The sequence below is a fragment of the Shuttleworthella satelles DSM 14600 genome, from assembly GCF_000160115.1.
Lineage (GTDB): Bacteria > Bacillota > Clostridia > Lachnospirales > Lachnospiraceae > Shuttleworthia > Shuttleworthia satelles.
Window position 1 is genome coordinate 1,041,790 of the sequence record NZ_GG665866.1, and the last position, 16,758, is coordinate 1,058,547.

A 16,758-nucleotide genomic window follows, 5' to 3' on the forward strand; every position below is an offset into this window, starting at 1 on the left:
AGTAAGTCGGAGGGCGATCCTTTTGGAGTAGACGGAGGGGAAATTCCAGGAGGATGTTCCTGAGATATTTGAACTGGGGATTTCAGCATTGAGAGGAGATCAAATGGATCCGGATGAAAGCAGTAAAAACAAATTTTTCTCCCGTCTCTTTCACAGGGATGAAGCGTTAAGCGAGGACGAATTTGAGGAGGATCTGATCTCCAAGATCAGGGAGGGACATGAGCAGGGAGTTCTGTCCGCCCGTGAGGTGACGATGATTCGCAATATCTTTGCCTTTGCGGACAAGGACGTCAAGGATATCATGCAGCATCGGTCCAACATTGTCGCGATTGACGGAGAGAGTACCATGCAGGAGGCGGTGGAGCAGATGATTGAGAATCACTACTCCCGCTATCCGGTTTACATCAAAAATCTGGACAACATCATAGGTCTTGTCCACATCAAGGACACCCTGCGCTATGTCGCGGAAGGGCATGACATGTCGGTCAAGCTCCGCGATCTGGAGTATATGGTTCGCCGGGTGATCTTCGTTCCGCAGACGCACTCGATCGATACGCTTTTAGCGCAGATGCAGCACAGGAAGAATCACATGATCCTCGTGCAGGACGAGTACGGACAGACCTGCGGCCTGCTCTCCATGGAGGATGTCATTGAGGAAATCGTCGGCAATATTCAGGATGAATATGATGATGAAGATGAACTTGTCGCCAGACTGGGAGACGGAGCCTATATGATGCAGGGGTCTACCCCCCTGGATACTGTGGCGGACACACTGGGCATCGACCTGTCAGATGAGGAAGCGGAGACTCTAAACGGCTTCCTCCTGGAAAAACTGGGACGGATTCCGCAGGACCATGAGTCCTTCGACGTCACAGCCAGGGGGTATCACTTTCATGTGATCGATGTGGAGCACATGGTGGCCCTTGGAGTCAGGATCAGCAGGGAGGCCTCCCTTGAAGACGGGGCACCGGCGTGATAAAATAGATTGAAAATTTTATCTGGAAAGGGATATTTCAAACCATGTCAGGACATTCAAAATTCGCCAATATCAAGCATAAAAAAGAGAAGAATGATGCGGCTAAGGGCAAGATATTTACGGTTATCGGACGTGAGATCGCGGTCGCTGTCAAGGAGGGGGGACCTGATCCGGGTAATAACAGCAAGCTGCGCGATGTCATCGCCAAGGCCAAGGCGAACAATGTTCCCAATGATACCATAGAACGCGGGATCAAGAAGGCTGCGGGAGACGCGGATTCCGTCAACTATATTCAGGCCACCTATGAGGGCTATGGCCCCAGCGGTACAGCTATTATTGTGCAGTGTCTGACCGACAACAAGAATCGGACCGCGGCCGATGTCCGCAATGCCTTCAGCAAGGGACAGGGATCCGTCGGAACACCGGGCTGCGTCTCCTATATGTTCGACGAGAGAGGACAGATTATTGTCGACAAGGAAGCGACGGATATGAGCGCCGACGACATCATGATGATGGCCCTTGACGCCGGCGCCGATGACGTGGAGGAAGAGGACGATTCTTTTGTGATCACAAGCTCTCCCGCGGATTTCTCGGCTGTCAGAGAGGCTCTGGAGAAAGAGGGACTTCCTATGGCAGATGCCTCTGTCACAATGGTTCCCCAGACATATGTACAGCTGACCTCTGAGGAGGACATCCGAAACATCAACCGGATCCTGGACCTGCTGGATGAGAGCGACGATGTGCAGGAGGTCTATCACAACTGGGAAGAGTAAGAGCCGATCATCCGAAGCTGCCGGATCTTTGCGAGGGACAAGGGGATATGCGCCTTGCGAATATCCCGCGATTATGAATCAGGAAAGAATGACAAAACCAGGAGGTCGGTCAGGTCTCCTGGTTTATTCATAGGGAATGAACATCAGGGTATGGCAAATCAGAAAAAAAAGCGAACAAGTGCATCGGCGAAGTCATCCGCCGGCAGGAAGAGGGCTGAAAAGAGGACTTCTGCGACAGGCAGAAAATCCTCTTCCCCTGTCCCAAAGAGCGATCTGTCCGAGATTATCCTCTGGATTATGATCGCGCTTTCTGCGCTGATGTTCATCTCCTGTATCGGTGTGGGGGGAGTCTTCGGATCCTATCTGTCGACCTTCCTCTTTGGGATTTTCGGGCTTGTGGCCTATGTATTCCCGATTTTTCTCCTTTTTTTGACATTCTTTCTTCTGGCGAATCCGGAGAATTCCTTCGCCTTAAAGAGGGGGCTGGGGCTGGGGCTGATTCTTCTGGATCTGGACATTGTCCTGGAATTGCTGCGCGAGGGTTCCTTCCCGTCCGGCGCGCTGGCCGCCATGCAGTATGCCAGATCCTATCATACGGGCGGAGGCCTGATCGGGGGTTTTTTTACGGCCTATTCGGTCCGCTTTCTGGGGCTTGCGGGAGCCTATATCTTTGTCCTGCTTCTCCTGGTCATCTCCCTGATTCTCGTCACGGAGAAGTCCATCCTGGATAAGCTCCGCGAGGGACAGTCCCGCCTGTCTGTAAGGGCTGAGGACACAAGCAGGGAATACCGGATTCGCAGGCAGATCCGTCTGGAGGAGAAGAAGACCAAGAGGGAAGAGCATCTGGCGGAGCTGGAAGCTCGCCAGACCCAGGCAATGGAAGAGGCTCAGGCGGCAAGAGAAGCCCGCAGACAGACCTCCAGGGACGCTATGCTCCATGATATGACGGTGACAGACAAGGGAACAGGAGACGGCCGATTCAGCCGCAAGGCAGAGGGGGTCGATTTCAAGAATGCCAGGGTGGATGCTCCCCAGGCCAATCAGGAGTTAAAGACCGATGAAGTCAGGGAAGTGCATATCAATATCTTTGATGAGAACGACCGGGCCCAGGTGGACCGCCTGTCGCTGACCTCGCAAGACGCTTTGTCCAAACAGCCTCTGACGATCCATGAGGAGGAAGACGAGTCCGCCTCCAATGAAGAGGTCATTTTCCATACATCCGGGGCATCCGCTGTCAAGATGGACCGGAGCTCTTCCCATACATCCAAGGCATCCGCTGCCAACAGGGACGAGAATCCCGTCAAGTTGACTGAGTTGAATCCAGGGTCAGAGCAAGATTACGAAGACAGCCTGGGGGATGACTATGCCGACGCGCAGGCTGTCAGCCCGGAGCGACTTATGGCAAAGCCCGGATCGGCTTCTTCAGACAGGGGAAGAAAAGAGATCCCCGGTGCGGACCTGCCCGGAGCTCTGTCCTCCGGGGCCGCGGGGTCTTTGGCCGCGATTCGCCATGAGGACGCTGCTTTTGAGGGAAGCAAGGCGAAATTGCCGCGGGAGGCCTATTCTTTTCCTCCGATCAGCCTTTTGTCCAGGGACAAGTCCGGTCCGTCCGGGAATCGGAGAACGGGACTGGAGAAGACCGCGCACAAGCTGGAGACTGTCCTGCACAACTTCGGGGTGAACGCGCATGTGACAGATGTCTCCGTTGGTCCTGCTGTCACCCGCTATGAAATTCAGCCGGAGATCGGAGTCAAGGTCTCGAAGATCGTCAATCTGGCGGATGATATCAAGCTGAATATGGCTGCCTCCGACATTCGCATTGAGGCCCCCATTCCGGGGAAGGCCGCGGTCGGCATTGAAGTCCCCAACAAGGAGACGCAGCTGGTTTCCTTCCGCGATCTTATGGAATCGCAGGAGTTTCGCAGGGAGAAATCCAATATTGCCTTTGCCCTGGGTAGAGACATCGGCGGAAAGGTGATGATCTCCAATATCGCCAAAATGCCCCATCTTCTGATTGCCGGGGCTACCGGCTCCGGTAAGTCTGTCTGCATCAACACCATTATTATGAGTATCCTCTACAAGGCGCATCCGGACGACGTCAAATTTATTATGATTGATCCGAAGGTGGTAGAGCTGTCTGTCTACAACGGGATCCCCCATCTTCTGATTCCGGTTGTGACCGATCCTAAGAAGGCTGCCGGCGCTCTCAACTGGGCGGTCAGGGAGATGACCGACCGCTACCAGAAGTTCGCGGACGCGGGCGTTCGGGACATCAAGGGCTATAATTCGCATATCAGAAACGGAAAGATCAGGCAGGTGATCAACGGGCAGGAGACAGAGGTCGTCACAGAGAAAATGCCTCAGATTGTGGTCATTGTCGACGAGCTGGCAGATCTGATGATGGTCGCATCCTCCGAGGTCGAGGAGGCGATCTGCCGTCTGGCTCAGCTGGCCCGTGCCGCCGGGATTCACCTGATCATCGCCACCCAGAGACCGTCGGTCAATGTCATTACCGGACTGATCAAGGCCAACATGCCCTCCCGTGTGGCCTTTGCCGTAACCAGCGGGGTCGATTCCAGAACCATTTTAGATATGGTGGGAGCGGAGAAGCTTCTGGGCAAGGGAGATATGCTCTATTTCCCCCAGGGAATTCCCAAGCCCCTTCGCGTCCAGGGCGCCTTCGTCCCCGACGACGATGTGGCCAGGGTCGTAGACTATATTACCAGTCACAATGAGAAGACCCAGGGAATGGAAGAGGAGATCCAGAGACAGATTGAGGAGAATCCGGGGATGACGGCAATTGACGGCAATGGTTCCCCGGAAGACGATCGGGACCCTCTGTTAGAGGAGGCAGGCCGCATTATCATTCAGTCCGGACGCGCCACGGCGGGTGGACTGCAGCGCCAGCTCAAGATCGGTTTCAACCGGGCGGCCCGCATTATGGATCAGCTGGCTGAGGAAGGCGTGATCGGAGAATCTGAGGGGACCAAGGCCCGCAAGGTCTTGATGTCGATGGATGAATTTGATCAGCTCTTTCCCCTGTCATAGATCTCATTAACTCGCACAGAATCAAGTGTTCTTGTGACAAAGGAGGTTTTCCATGAAGACAGATATCCAGATTGCCCAGGAGGCCAGGATGCTCCCGATTCGCGATGTCGCCGCCGGGCTCGGCATTAAGGAGGATGACCTGGAGCTCTATGGCAGGTACAAGGCCAAGCTCTCTGACCAGTATATGAGAGGACTGAAGAAAGAGAAGGACGGCAAGCTCATTCTCGTGACCGCGATCAATCCGACTCCTGCGGGAGAGGGGAAGACTACGGTTTCAGTCGGTCTCGGACAGGCCTTTGGCCGTCTGGGCAAGAGGGCGATTCTGGCTCTTCGCGAGCCCTCTTTGGGGCCTTGCTTTGGCATTAAGGGCGGCGCCGCGGGCGGCGGCTATTCCCAGGTGCTTCCCATGGAGGACCTGAATCTGCATTTCACCGGTGATTTTCACGCGATCACCTCCGCCAATAATCTTTTGGCCGCTCTTTTGGATAATCATATCCAGCAGGGCAATTCCCTGCAGATCGATTCCAGGCAGGTCGTCTGGAAGCGCTGCCTGGATATGAACGACCGGGTCCTTCGCAATGTAGTGGTGGGCCTGGGAGCGAAGGCGGACGGCTTTGTCAGAGAGGACCATTTCGTCATCACGGTGGCTTCTGAGATCATGGCGATTCTCTGTCTGGCCAGAGATATGGCTGATCTCAAGGATCGCTTAAGCCGTGTGATTGTCGCCTATAACCTGTCCGGAGAGCCCGTGACTGCGGGTGATCTTAAGGCTGTCGGGGCCATGGCGGCTCTCTTAAAGGACGCCATGAAGCCCAATCTTGTACAGACCTTGGAGCATACGCCAGCTCTGGTTCACGGGGGACCTTTTGCCAATATCGCCCATGGATGCAATTCTGTCCGGGCTACCGCGATGGGACTCAAGATGGCTGACTATGTCATTACGGAAGCCGGCTTCGGGGCTGACCTGGGAGCCGAGAAATTCCTGGATATCAAGGCTCCCATGGCCGGCCTGCATCCCGACTGCGTTGTACTGGTGGCGACCGTGCGCGCCCTCAAGTATAACGGCGGACTTCCAAAGGATCAGCTGACCGAGGAAAACCTGGCGGCGCTGGAGAGGGGAATCGCCAATCTGGACAAGCACATTGAGAACCTGCACAGCTTCGGTCTGCCCATCGTGGTGACCCTCAATTCCTTTTTGACGGATACGCCCGCGGAGACAGACCTGGTCCGGGACTTCTGCCAGAAGAAAGGCTGTGAATTTGCCCTGTCGCAAGTGTGGGCCAAGGGCGGCGAGGGAGGAATCCCCCTGGCCGAGAAGGTCCTTGAAGTTCTTGAGAATAAGAAGAGCGAGTATCATCCTCTCTATGAGCCCTCTCTTCCCCTTGAGGAGAAGATCAAAAGGATCGCCGACAAGATCTACGGGGCTGACGGTGTCGATTACAGTCCGGCCGCCCGGCGCCAGTTGCAGAAGATTGTCTCCATGGGCATGAACCATTTCGCTGTCTGTATGGCAAAGACCCAGTATTCCCTGTCCGATGACGCCGGGAAACTGGGCCGTCCCGAGCACTTCCGTGTCACTGTAAGAGAGATCTATCCCGCTGCCGGCGCCGGTTTTGTCGTCGTTGTTCTCGGCAATATCATGACCATGCCCGGTCTTCCCCGGGTTCCCGCAGCCAATCATATCGACGTGACGAATGACAGTGTGATTACAGGTCTCTTCTAAGTGAGGTTTTTATGGCTAAGATCATTGACGGAAGGGCAATTTCCGCGCAGATCAAAGAGGAAGTAAAACAGGAGGCAAAGGCCCTGGCAGCCAGGGGGATCAAAGCCTGTCTGGCAGTCGTACAGGTGGGAGATCATCCCGCCTCATCGGTCTATGTCAGGAATAAACACAGGGCCTGCGCGGCCTGCGGGATCAAATCTCTGGAATTTCATCTGCCAGAGAGCTGCGGTCAGGAGGATCTCCTGAGGCAGATCCGCGATCTCAATGCCCGGGAGGATGTGGATGGGATCCTGGTTCAATTGCCCTTGCCTCGGCAGATTGACGCAGACGCTGTCATTGAGGCGATCGACCCGGCCAAGGATGTAGACGGTTTCCTCCCTGAGAACCTGGGCAGGCTCTTGATCGGCCAGGACGGCTTTTTGCCCTGTACCCCAGCCGGCATTCTTGAATTGTTAAAAAGGAGTCATATCCCCTTGGAGGGAAAGGAATGTCTGGTTCTGGGGAGGAGCAATATTGTGGGCAAGCCGGTCGCCCTTCTGATGTTAAGAGAGCACGCGACCGTGACGATTGCCCACTCCCGTACCGCGAATTTGCCCGAGCTTATGCGACGGGCGGATATTCTTATCGCCGCCATTGGCCGGGCGGATTTCGTCAAGGGGGCTGACCTCAAGGAGGGAGCGGTTGTCATAGACGTGGGAATCAACCGCATGGAGGACGGAAGCCTGCATGGGGATGTGGATTACGAAGATGCCTTTGACAGGGTGTCCGCGATCACACCTGTACCCGGCGGGGTCGGGCCCATGACCATCGCGATGCTGATGAAGAACTGCCTCCGGGCCGCCCGGGCCAGGAGAAGCTGATGGGACCGAGAATTCGCCTGCTCTGCGTGGGCAGGATCAAGGAGAAATTTTTCAGAGACGCCGTCTCAGAATACAGCAAGCGGCTGAGTCGTTACTGCAGTCTGGAGATCACAGAGCTGGCGGATGAGAAGATCCCGGAGGGCGCCTCCCGGGCGCAGGAAGAGCAGATCCTCAAAAGAGAAGGGGACCGCCTTCTTGCCTCCATCCGGGAGAGGGACTATGTCGTCGCCCTGGCCATCGACGGGCGGATGATGGATTCGCTTCAACTGGCAGAGCATTTGGATCGCCTGAGTCTGGGAGGACAGTCGTCAATCACACTGGTCATCGGAGCTTCCCTTGGCCTGTCCGAGGAGCTTCTTGCCAGGGCGGATGAAAAGCTTTCTTTTTCGCCCCTGACCTTTCCCCATCAGCTCATGCGGGTGATTGTACTGGAACAGATTTACCGGGCTTTTCGCATCAGCAGAGGGGAACCCTACCACAAGTAGAAAGGATCGGAATTGAGTCTAATTGAAGGATCTATCGATATTCCTCTGGATCACCTGGAGAATATCTTCGGCCAGTTTGACCGCAACATCAAACTCATCGAGCAGACCTTCGCGGTCAGCCTGATCGCCCGCGGCGATTCCATCAAGATCATCGGGGAGAGAGATGGCGTCGAGCGCGCCAGAGATGTCCTGGACTCCCTTTTGGCTCTCTCAAAGAGCGGAGAGAGTATCCAGGAGCAAAATGTCCGCTACGCCATGTCTCTGCATGAGGATGGGATGAATCCCGTGCAGACCATCTTAAAGGTCGACGGAGATGTCATCGCGCACACGGTTGCCGGAAAGCCGATCAAGCCGAAGACGCTGGGTCAGAAGGCCTACGTCGATGCCATCCGGCAGAAGATGATTGTCTTCGGCCTGGGCCCGGCCGGGACCGGAAAGACCTACCTGGCTATGGCCATGGCTATTATGGCTTTTCAGAGAGAGGAGGTCTCGCGCATCATCCTGACCAGACCCGCAATTGAGGCCGGTGAGAAGCTCGGCTTCCTGCCGGGTGACCTGCAGAGCAAGATCGATCCTTACCTGCGTCCGCTTTACGATGCCCTCTATGAGATCATGGGCGCCGAAAGCTATCAGCGCAATATGGAAAAGGGTCTGATTGAGGTGGCCCCCCTGGCCTACATGCGAGGGAGGACTTTGGATAATGCCTTCATCATCTTGGATGAAGCGCAGAATACGACGCCGGCGCAGATGAAGATGTTTCTGACCAGGATCGGCTTCGGCTCCAAGGCGGTGATCACCGGAGACGCCAGCCAGAAGGATCTGTCAGCCGACCAGAAGTCCGGTCTGGATGTCGCGGCTAAAGTCCTTTCGGGTATTGATGATATCGCGGTCTGTCAGCTGACCGGCAAGGATGTCGTGCGGCATCCTCTGGTGCAGAAGATTGTCAATGCCTACGAGGAGTATGAGAAGAAAGAGACGAGGATACGCAGGGACGCCATGCGAATCGGCAGCAAGACGGGTCCCGCAAGAAGAGGACACAGGGCATGACCATTCATTTAGAAGAAGAGTGCGGGCTTGATCTGCCCTTTGACTACAAAAAACTGCTGGAGACTGTGATCCGAAAGGCCCTGGATTATGAGCGCTTTCCCTTTGAGGCGGAGGTCTCCGTGACATTGGTCGATCTGGATCGTATGCATCAGATCAATCGGGAATACCGGCAGATTGACCGGCCGACGGACGTCTTGTCTTTTCCCTTCATCGACTATCCGGCCCCCGGAGATTTCTCGGAAATAGAGAAGACAGACGATTTCTTTAACCCGGACAGCGGCGAGGCTGTTCTGGGAGATATCGTCCTCTGTATTCCAAGGCTGGTCTCCCAGGCTCAGGACTATGGCCACTCGACCAGGCGGGAATTCGCCTTCCTGATCGCTCACAGTATGTTACACTTAATGGGCTATGACCACATGACAGATGCGGAAAGGATTGACATGGAGCGCCGTCAGTCCGAGATGCTGGACCAGTTGGGGATCTACCGATAGAGAGAAGGCGTATGGGTAATGAGCAGCAGAACAAGTTGAGAAAGAGCGACAGCTCTTTTCTGATGCAGGGATCCATCCTGGCGATCGCCTCCATTGTCAGCAGGGTCATAGGCCTGATCTACCGGATTCCCCTGACCAACATCATAGGGAAAATGGGCAATGACTACTATGGAACGGCATATGAGATCTATAATCTGCTCTTGATCATCTCATCCTACAGTATTCCGCTTGCCGTCTCCAAGGTGGTCGCCGCCAGGATGGCCAATCAGGAGCACAGAAATGCCTTTCGCGTTCTCAAGGGGGCTCTGGCCTTTGCCGCTGTGTCCGGAGGCCTGGCCGGTCTCATCGTCTATTTTGGCGCGGATTTTCTGACCGGTGAGCTCTTAAAGACCCCCTATGCCGCGATCGCTCTGCGCGTGCTGGCGCCGACCCTCTTTATTGTCGCCATTGTCGGTGTCCTGCGGGGATTTTTCCAGGGACTCGGCTCCATGATTCCCTCCGCTGTCTCTCAGATCATGGAGCAGATCGTCAACGCCATCATATCCGTCGCAGCCGCCTACACCCTCTTTTCCTTTGGAGGCCGCGTCGCCGCAGACCGATCTGATACCGCCCAGGTTGCTGCCGCCTATGGAGCGGCCGGCGGAACCTTGGGAACGACTTCTGGATCCGTCATGGCTCTGCTGGTCATGCTCTTTATCTTTCTGGCCTTTTTACCCGGCTTCTTCCGTCGCATGGCAAGAGAGAAGACGGGGACGGTCAGCCCCTACAGCGGGATCATGCGGACACTGGTTCTGACCATTGTCCCGGTTCTGCTCTCCACGACCATTTATAATATTGTTCTGATCATCGATCAGGGGATTTTCAAAAACCTGGCTGTCCTGCAGGGGATTCCGCGCGAGCAGATCTCCTCCTGGTGGGGAGTCTATACCGGAGAGTATCGGGTCATACAGAATGTGCCCATCTCGATCGCCTCCGCCATCGGCGCCTCCGCGGTTCCGACCCTGACCATGGCCTTTCACGCAGGGAAGATGGATCTGGTCAAAAGGCAGCTGGAAAATGCCACCCGTTTTGTCATGCTGGTGGCCATCCCCTCAGCGGTGGGGCTGGCCGTTTTGGCCAGGCCGATTATGCTTCTTCTCTTTCGGGATCCCGATCCGACCTCAGCCATGATGATGGTGGTGGGAGGGCTGACGATCGTCTTCGTCTGTCTCTCGACCCTGTCCAACAGTCTTCTGCAGGGAATTGATCACCTGAATCTGCCGATCATTCATTCCCTGATCGCGACAGGAGTGCAGGCGCTCTTTTTGGTCGTGGCCATGCTGGTTTTCCATCTGGGAATCTACGGTCTGATCATGGCATACACGGTGGACGCGCTTCTGATTTCCTATCTCAATCACCGGTCTATCATGAAATACGCCGCTCCCCGTCCCCTCCTAAAGGAGACTTACATCCTGCCTCTGGCGGCCTCAGCCATTATGGGACTGGCGGTTTTTTTAGCCTATCGGCTGGCCATGCTTTCCCACAGCAATTTGCTGGCGACCTTCTTCGCGGTAGTCGTCGGGGCCTTTGTCTATTTTATCGCGATCATCCGGCTGGGGGCGATCAATGAGGAGACCCTCCTTCGTTTCCCCAAGGGCAGCCTTTTGGTTGGCCTTGCCAAAAAGATGCATTTGATGTGAGGAGTTTTCCATGCAGGCCTATGATCTGATTGTAATCGGCGCCGGCGCTTCCGGTATGGCAGCCGCGATCGCGGCCGCTTCGCGTGGCGCCTCGGTACTGATCCTGGAGAAAAACAAGCAAGTCGGCAGAAAGATTCGCATGACCGGCAACGGCAGGTGCAATTTCAGCAATTTGAGGCAGGGTCGCTTCGCTTATCGTGGAGCAGACCCTGACTTTGCTGTCAGGGCCATGGAGAAATTCGGGCTGAAAGAGACCCTGGACTTTTTCTTTGACCTGGGAATTCTCCCCTACGAGAGAGAGGGCTGTCTCTATCCGTCCACGCAGGAGGCCGCCTCTGTGCAGAAAGCTCTGCTTTGCCGTCTTTTGAAGCTGGGCGTGTCCATTCATACCGGGGAGTCCTGCCGGGGTTTTGCAGCCGTCCGACAGAAGGATTTCCGTTACCGGGTCGCTTTCGTCGACCTGAAAAGTCAGAGCAAAGGGGACTATCTCTGCCGCAGTCTTCTTCTGGCCAGTGGGGGAAAGGCTGCCCCTGCCAGCGGATCTACGGGGGATGGCTACTATTGGGCCGAGAAGCTCGGACACAGGATTATTCCTCCGGCGCCGGCTCTGGTTTCTCTGAAGTCCGAATGGCCTCTCCTTGAGGATCTGGCCGGTCTTCGTCTGCAGGCAGGGATTCAGCTTCTGATCGACGGACGAGAAGCTGCTTATGACCAGGGGGAGATCCAGTGTAATCGAGACGGTATCTCCGGTATACCGGTCCTTCAGGTCAGCCGCGATGCCTCATACGCCTTGAACGAGGGCTCCTTGGTCAGCGCCCGTCTTTTGATCCTCCCCTGGCTTGCCATGGAGCAGAGAAAAGAGAAGCTGTCTGAAATCCTTTTTGGAAGGCAAAAAGAGAGCCTGGAGAGCTGTCTTCAGGGGATCCTTCCCGGCCGTCTACTTGGCCTTCTGAAAGAATGGACCGGCTATTCCTTGGACAGGAGAGTGGGAGGACTGGATGCGCGTGAAAGAGAAGATTTGCTGAACAGACTTCTTTCCCTTGAGATCCCCATTGTGGGGACCGGCGGTTATCAGCAGGCGCAGACAACCGCCGGCGGCCTGGCTACCGATCAATTTTCATCAGACAGCATGGAGTCTTTGCTTTCTCCGGGCTTTTATGCCGCCGGAGAGGTCTTGGACATCGATGGAATCTGCGGAGGCTACAATCTGCAGTGGGCCTGGACCTCCGGCTGTCTGGCAGGCGCGGATATCGCAGGAGAGAGGCATTTATGATTCGATTGACACAGCTGCATCTGCCCGTTTCATCAGAGGGCCAGGACAAAGAGGAAGAGAGAAGAGCTCTGCGAAAGAAAACAGCCTCTCTTCTTGGAATTCCGGAAGAGAGGATCAAGATGCTGCAGATTCTTCGCCGGTCGATCGACGCCAGGAAGAAGCCCCGGCTCTTTTACAGCTACAGTCTCGCGGTTTCCTGCGGGAAGGAGGAGAAGCTTCTCAGGCGGCACGCAGGGGACAACCGAATCAGCGCCTATCATCCTCAGCGCTACCTTCTGCCTGATCCAATCGCTGGCCGGCGCGTATCAGGCCGGGCAGAGGAGAAACCCGTGATCATCGGAAGCGGCCCCGCGGGGATCTTTGCCGCCTACCTCCTGGCCCTGGCGGGCTTACAGCCTCTGGTGATTGAGCGTGGCAAGACTGTGGACGAGCGGATGGCGGATGTGGAGGCCTTCTGGAGAACAGGTCGTCTGGATCCCTCGTCCAATGTCCAGTTCGGAGAGGGAGGAGCGGGGACTTTCTCTGACGGAAAACTCAACACGCAGGTCAGAGACTCTCTCGGGAGGAATCGATTTGTCCTCGAGACACTGGCTGCCTGCGGCGCTCCGCAGGAAATCCTGATCGATGCCAAACCCCATATCGGAACGGATATTCTTGTCCTTGTCATGCGAAATCTCAGGCAAAAGATCATCGATCTCGGCGGCAGTTTTCGCTTTCAGACCAGGATGACGCGGCCTCTGATTCGGGAGGGGAGAATCGAGGGACTCTATTTTCGCAAAGGATCCTCTTCGGACCGGGAGGAAGAATTTCTTCCCTGCAGCCGCCTTGTCCTGGCCATCGGCCACTCCGCCAGAGACAGCTTTGAGACCCTGTACAACGAACAGGTGCCCATGGAGGCCAAGCCCTTTGCCCTGGGATTTCGCGTCGAACACCCGCAGAAGATGATCGACGACTCCCAATACGGCAAGACAAGCAGGCCGCCGGTTCCCGCCTCCTATAAACTTGCCAGGAGCTTACCGGGCAGAAGAGGTGTATACTCATTTTGCATGTGCCCCGGCGGATATGTGGTCAACGCCTCTTCTGAGACAGGACGCCTGGCGGTCAACGGGATGTCTTATGCCAATCGGGGAAGCGCCAATGCCAATTCAGCCATCGTTCTCACCGTGGGAAAGAGGGAATTTGACATGCGTGATCCGCTGGCGGGAATGGCCTATCAGAGAGAGATGGAAAAGAGAGCCTATGCCCTTGGTCAGGGATCGATTCCCCAGCAGCTCTGGGGAGACTATTTGGTCAATCGCCCGTCCTCGTCCTATGGAAGCTTTGCCAGCTGCGCAAGGGGGGACTGCAGACTGACCAATCTCCGCGGTTTCTTATCGGAGGACATGGAGGCAGACCTGATCGATGCCATGTCTTTCTTTGGAAAAAAGATCTCGGGCTTTGACGATGAAAACGCCATCTTGAGCGCCGTAGAGAGCCGGACATCCTCACCGGTTCGCATTTTGCGGGGAGAGAACTTTCAGTCGAAGATTAAGGGGCTCTATCCCTGCGGGGAGGGGGCCGGCTACGCGGGAGGAATCACTTCAGCGGCAATGGACGGGCTGAAGGTGGCGGAGGCGATCATCAGAGAGTATGCTGATACTGTGACCTGACGCATCGGATTTTAATAAGATGTATCCGTTTTTATAAAATGAAAGTGTTTCTATGCTGACATACAGTGATCTGGAAAAAAACCCACAGTTCCTCAAGGATCTGACCCCTATGATGGAACACTATATTGCCACAAAGAGGGAGAATCCGACCTGCATTCTCTTCTATCGCCTTGGTGACTTCTACGAGATGTTCTTTGACGACGCGATCTCTGTCTCCAGGGAATTGGAGCTGACTCTGACCGGCAAGGCCTGCGGCCTTCCGGAGCGAGCTCCCATGTGCGGAGTCCCCTATCACGCGGTGGAGTCATATCTCAACCGACTGGTGCAAAAGGGCTACAAGGTTGCCATCTGCGATCAGCTGGAGGATCCCAGGGAGGCAAAGGGGATGGTGAAACGGGGCGTCACCCGCATTGTAACCCCCGGAACCAATATGAACGCGTCCTCGCTCGAGGAGGGGAAGAACAACTATATTCTCAGTATCATCTATGTGGGCAATACCTTCGGTCTTTCGGCGGCGGATGTGTCCACCGGGGATTTCTTCGTCACGGAACTGGATTCTGACCGAAAGCTCATGGATGAGTTGTCCAAGTATCATCCGTCGGAGCTGGTCTGCAATGATTCCATGTCCATGTGCGGACTTGACTTAGATGCCCTGAGGGATCGCTTCCATATGGCGATCAGCCCCCTGGAATCCTATTACTTTGAGGATGAGGCCTGCCTGAACCTGCTCAGAGAGCATTTTCATGTATCAGACCTGACAGCCCTGGGCCTTAAGGATTTCCCGATCGGGAGCATTGCGGCCGGAGCCCTGCTTAAGTATCTGATTGAGACGCAGAAGTCAGATCTGGCAAACATGTCCGCTATCTCACCCTACCGGGGTGGAAACTACATGCTGCTTGATGCCGCCACCCGCCGCAACTTAGAGCTTGTGGAGACCTTGAGAGAGAAGGAGAAGAGGGGATCTTTGCTCTGGGTCCTGGACAAGACCAGGACGGCGATGGGGGCCAGGATGCTTCGCTCCCGTATTGAACAGCCATTGATTGACGAAGAGGAAATTATAAACCGCTATGACGCCCTGGATGAAATGCTCTCGGACATGATCAGCCGCGAGGAGATCCGGGAGTACTTAAATCCGGTCTATGACCTGGAGCGGCTGATCACAAGGATCACCTATCAGACGGCCAATCCGAGAGACCTGGTCGCCTTCGCGTCCTCTGTCGCCGTCCTCCCGGCCATCCGTGCCCTTCTGGCGGATTTCTCATCCCGGAATATGAAGCGGATTCTCGACGACATGGATCCGCTGGAAGACATAAAGACTTTGATTTCGTCAGCCATCGCGGAGGAACCGCCGATCTCCTCCCATGAGGGGGGCATCATCCGAGCGGGCTACAACCAGGAGATCGATCGGCTCAGAGCCGCGGCCACAGACGGCAAGCAGTGGCTGGCGGAGTTAGAGACCAGGGAGCGTGAGAAGACAGGAATCAAGAATCTGCGCATCAAGTACAACAGGGTCTTCGGATACTATCTGGAGGTCACCAATTCTTACCTGAATCTGGTTCCCGACTACTTCATCCGAAAGCAGACTCTGACCAACGCGGAGCGCTTCTATACACCAGAGCTCAAGGAGCTGGAGAATACGATCCTGGGATCCGCTGACCGCCTTCTTGCCTTGGAAAATGAGCTTTTTTGTCAGGTGCGCGACCGCGTCGGCCAGGAGGTGGTCCGCATTCAGAAGACGGCGAGGGCCATCGCCTCCTTGGACTTCTACCAGTCTCTTGCCAAGGTGGCAGAGGACAACCGTTTCTGCAGGCCGCGGCTGAACAAAAGAGGGATCTTGGAAATCAAGAACGGGCGTCATCCGGTAGTGGAGAAGATGCTGCGCGACGGAGATTTTATTGCCAACGACACTTATCTGGACAACAAGAGCCACCGGCTCTCCATCATCACCGGTCCCAACATGGCCGGAAAATCCACATACATGCGCCAGAACGCCATTATTGTCCTCATGGCTCAGGTCGGTTCCTTCGTGCCTGCAGAAGCTGCCAACATTTCAGTGGTGGACCGTATCTTCACCCGCGTCGGCGCGTCAGACGATCTGGCCAGCGGACAATCGACCTTTATGGTAGAGATGAGCGAGGTCGCAAATATTCTCCGAAACGCGACCTCCAAATCTCTTCTGATCCTGGATGAGATCGGGAGGGGGACCTCCACCTTTGACGGCCTGTCCATTGCCTGGGCCATGGTGGAATACATTGCCAACAGCAGACTGATCGGGGCAAAGACCCTCTTTGCCACCCACTATCATGAGCTGACAGAGCTTGAGGGGAGGATCGACGGGGTCAATAACTACTGCGTCGCCGTCAAGGAAAAGGGGGACGAGATCGTCTTCCTCAGGAAAATTGTTCCCGGCGGAGCTGACCGAAGTTATGGAATTCAGGTGGCCAAGCTGGCCGGAGTACCGGACGGGGTCATCGAGCGGGCAAAGGAAATCTCTGAAGAACTGTCCGATCATGACATCACTCTGATCGCCGCGAATATTCTGCCGGAAGCGAAGAGAGGGGCCAGAAAACCGCCATCTTCCCTGGATGAGGTTGATATGGGCCAGATGAGTCTCTTTGACACCATAAAGGATGATGATATCATCAGAGAACTGCGCGATATGGATATCTCCAATCTCACGCCTCTGGAGGCTTTAAACCGTCTGAATGAGATGCAGAACAAGGTGAAAAATCGCTGGTAAATATATGCGAGGGT

12 protein-coding genes are annotated in these 16,758 nt (G+C 55.3%); all 12 read left to right on the plus strand.

Annotated features, from left to right (window positions below; genetic code table 11):
- The first annotated feature begins 103 nt into the window (after nt 1-103).
- The 12 genes from GCWU000342_RS04675 to mutS all read left to right on the plus strand — a co-directional run bounded on the left by GCWU000342_RS04675 (nt 104) and on the right by mutS (nt 16,744).
- The gene (locus GCWU000342_RS04675; RefSeq protein WP_006906140.1) at nt 104-976 is read left to right on the plus strand and encodes a hemolysin family protein; all 873 of its coding nucleotides are present in this window, start codon (nt 104-106) and stop codon (nt 974-976) included.
- Between the two features lie 44 nt (nt 977-1,020).
- Entirely contained in the window at nt 1,021-1,749 is a 729-nt protein-coding gene (locus GCWU000342_RS04680; protein WP_006906141.1) for a YebC/PmpR family DNA-binding transcriptional regulator, read from the plus strand.
- 150 nt (nt 1,750-1,899) lie between these two features.
- Complete coding sequence (locus GCWU000342_RS04685) at nt 1,900-4,797, plus strand: DNA translocase FtsK (RefSeq protein WP_045000320.1); 2,898 nt, start codon at nt 1,900-1,902, stop codon at nt 4,795-4,797.
- A gap of 52 nt (nt 4,798-4,849) precedes the next feature.
- A complete protein-coding gene (locus GCWU000342_RS04690) occupies nt 4,850-6,520 on the plus strand; it encodes a formate--tetrahydrofolate ligase (RefSeq protein ID WP_006906144.1) in 1,671 nt (556 codons plus the stop codon).
- A gap of 11 nt (nt 6,521-6,531) precedes the next feature.
- Nucleotides 6,532-7,380 (plus strand): bifunctional methylenetetrahydrofolate dehydrogenase/methenyltetrahydrofolate cyclohydrolase FolD, encoded by an 849-nt coding sequence (gene folD, locus GCWU000342_RS04695; protein ID WP_006906145.1) that lies wholly within the window; start codon nt 6,532-6,534, stop codon nt 7,378-7,380.
- A complete protein-coding gene (rlmH, locus tag GCWU000342_RS04700) occupies nt 7,380-7,865 on the plus strand; it encodes a 23S rRNA (pseudouridine(1915)-N(3))-methyltransferase RlmH (RefSeq protein ID WP_006906146.1) in 486 nt (161 codons plus the stop codon). The genes folD and rlmH overlap by 1 nt, the downstream gene beginning before the upstream one ends.
- Before the next feature lie 12 nt (nt 7,866-7,877).
- The gene (locus GCWU000342_RS04705; protein ID WP_006906147.1) at nt 7,878-8,912 is read left to right on the plus strand and encodes a PhoH family protein; all 1,035 of its coding nucleotides are present in this window, start codon (nt 7,878-7,880) and stop codon (nt 8,910-8,912) included.
- Nucleotides 8,909-9,403: an rRNA maturation RNase YbeY gene (gene ybeY, locus GCWU000342_RS04710; protein WP_006906148.1), complete on the plus strand. Its 495-nt coding sequence runs from the start codon at nt 8,909-8,911 to the stop codon at nt 9,401-9,403. The genes GCWU000342_RS04705 and ybeY overlap by 4 nt, the downstream gene beginning before the upstream one ends.
- 11 nt (nt 9,404-9,414) lie before the next feature.
- Nucleotides 9,415-11,082, plus strand: coding sequence for a putative polysaccharide biosynthesis protein (locus GCWU000342_RS04715; RefSeq protein ID WP_006906149.1), 1,668 nt, complete (start codon nt 9,415-9,417; stop codon nt 11,080-11,082).
- A 10-nt stretch (nt 11,083-11,092) separates the two neighbouring features.
- On the plus strand, nt 11,093-12,355 hold the full coding sequence (locus GCWU000342_RS04720) for an aminoacetone oxidase family FAD-binding enzyme (protein ID WP_006906150.1): 1,263 nt from the start codon (nt 11,093-11,095) through the stop codon (nt 12,353-12,355).
- Nucleotides 12,352-14,004, plus strand: coding sequence for an NAD(P)/FAD-dependent oxidoreductase (locus GCWU000342_RS04725; RefSeq protein ID WP_006906151.1), 1,653 nt, complete (start codon nt 12,352-12,354; stop codon nt 14,002-14,004). The genes GCWU000342_RS04720 and GCWU000342_RS04725 overlap by 4 nt, the downstream gene beginning before the upstream one ends.
- Nucleotides 14,005-14,056: 52 nt before the next feature.
- Complete coding sequence (gene mutS, locus GCWU000342_RS04730; RefSeq protein ID WP_006906152.1) at nt 14,057-16,744, plus strand: DNA mismatch repair protein MutS; 2,688 nt, start codon at nt 14,057-14,059, stop codon at nt 16,742-16,744.
- Nucleotides 16,745-16,758 lie beyond the last annotated feature (14 nt).

Bases quoted from the DNA above. Each gene is read 5' to 3' on its own strand.
- GCWU000342_RS04675 (WP_006906140.1), top strand. From the start codon at position 104: ATGGATCCGGATGAAAGCAGTAAAAACAAATTTTTCTCCCGTCTCTTT.
- GCWU000342_RS04680 (WP_006906141.1), top strand. From the start codon at position 1,021: ATGTCAGGACATTCAAAATTCGCCAATATCAAGCATAAAAAAGAGAAG.
- GCWU000342_RS04685 (WP_045000320.1), top strand. From the start codon at position 1,900: ATGGCAAATCAGAAAAAAAAGCGAACAAGTGCATCGGCGAAGTCATCC.
- GCWU000342_RS04690 (WP_006906144.1), top strand. From the start codon at position 4,850: ATGAAGACAGATATCCAGATTGCCCAGGAGGCCAGGATGCTCCCGATT.
- folD (WP_006906145.1), top strand. From the start codon at position 6,532: ATGGCTAAGATCATTGACGGAAGGGCAATTTCCGCGCAGATCAAAGAG.
- rlmH (WP_006906146.1), top strand. From the start codon at position 7,380: ATGGGACCGAGAATTCGCCTGCTCTGCGTGGGCAGGATCAAGGAGAAA.
- ybeY (WP_006906148.1), top strand. From the start codon at position 8,909: ATGACCATTCATTTAGAAGAAGAGTGCGGGCTTGATCTGCCCTTTGAC.
- GCWU000342_RS04715 (WP_006906149.1), top strand. From the start codon at position 9,415: ATGGGTAATGAGCAGCAGAACAAGTTGAGAAAGAGCGACAGCTCTTTT.
- GCWU000342_RS04720 (WP_006906150.1), top strand. From the start codon at position 11,093: ATGCAGGCCTATGATCTGATTGTAATCGGCGCCGGCGCTTCCGGTATG.
- GCWU000342_RS04725 (WP_006906151.1), top strand. From the start codon at position 12,352: ATGATTCGATTGACACAGCTGCATCTGCCCGTTTCATCAGAGGGCCAG.
- mutS (WP_006906152.1), top strand. From the start codon at position 14,057: ATGCTGACATACAGTGATCTGGAAAAAAACCCACAGTTCCTCAAGGAT.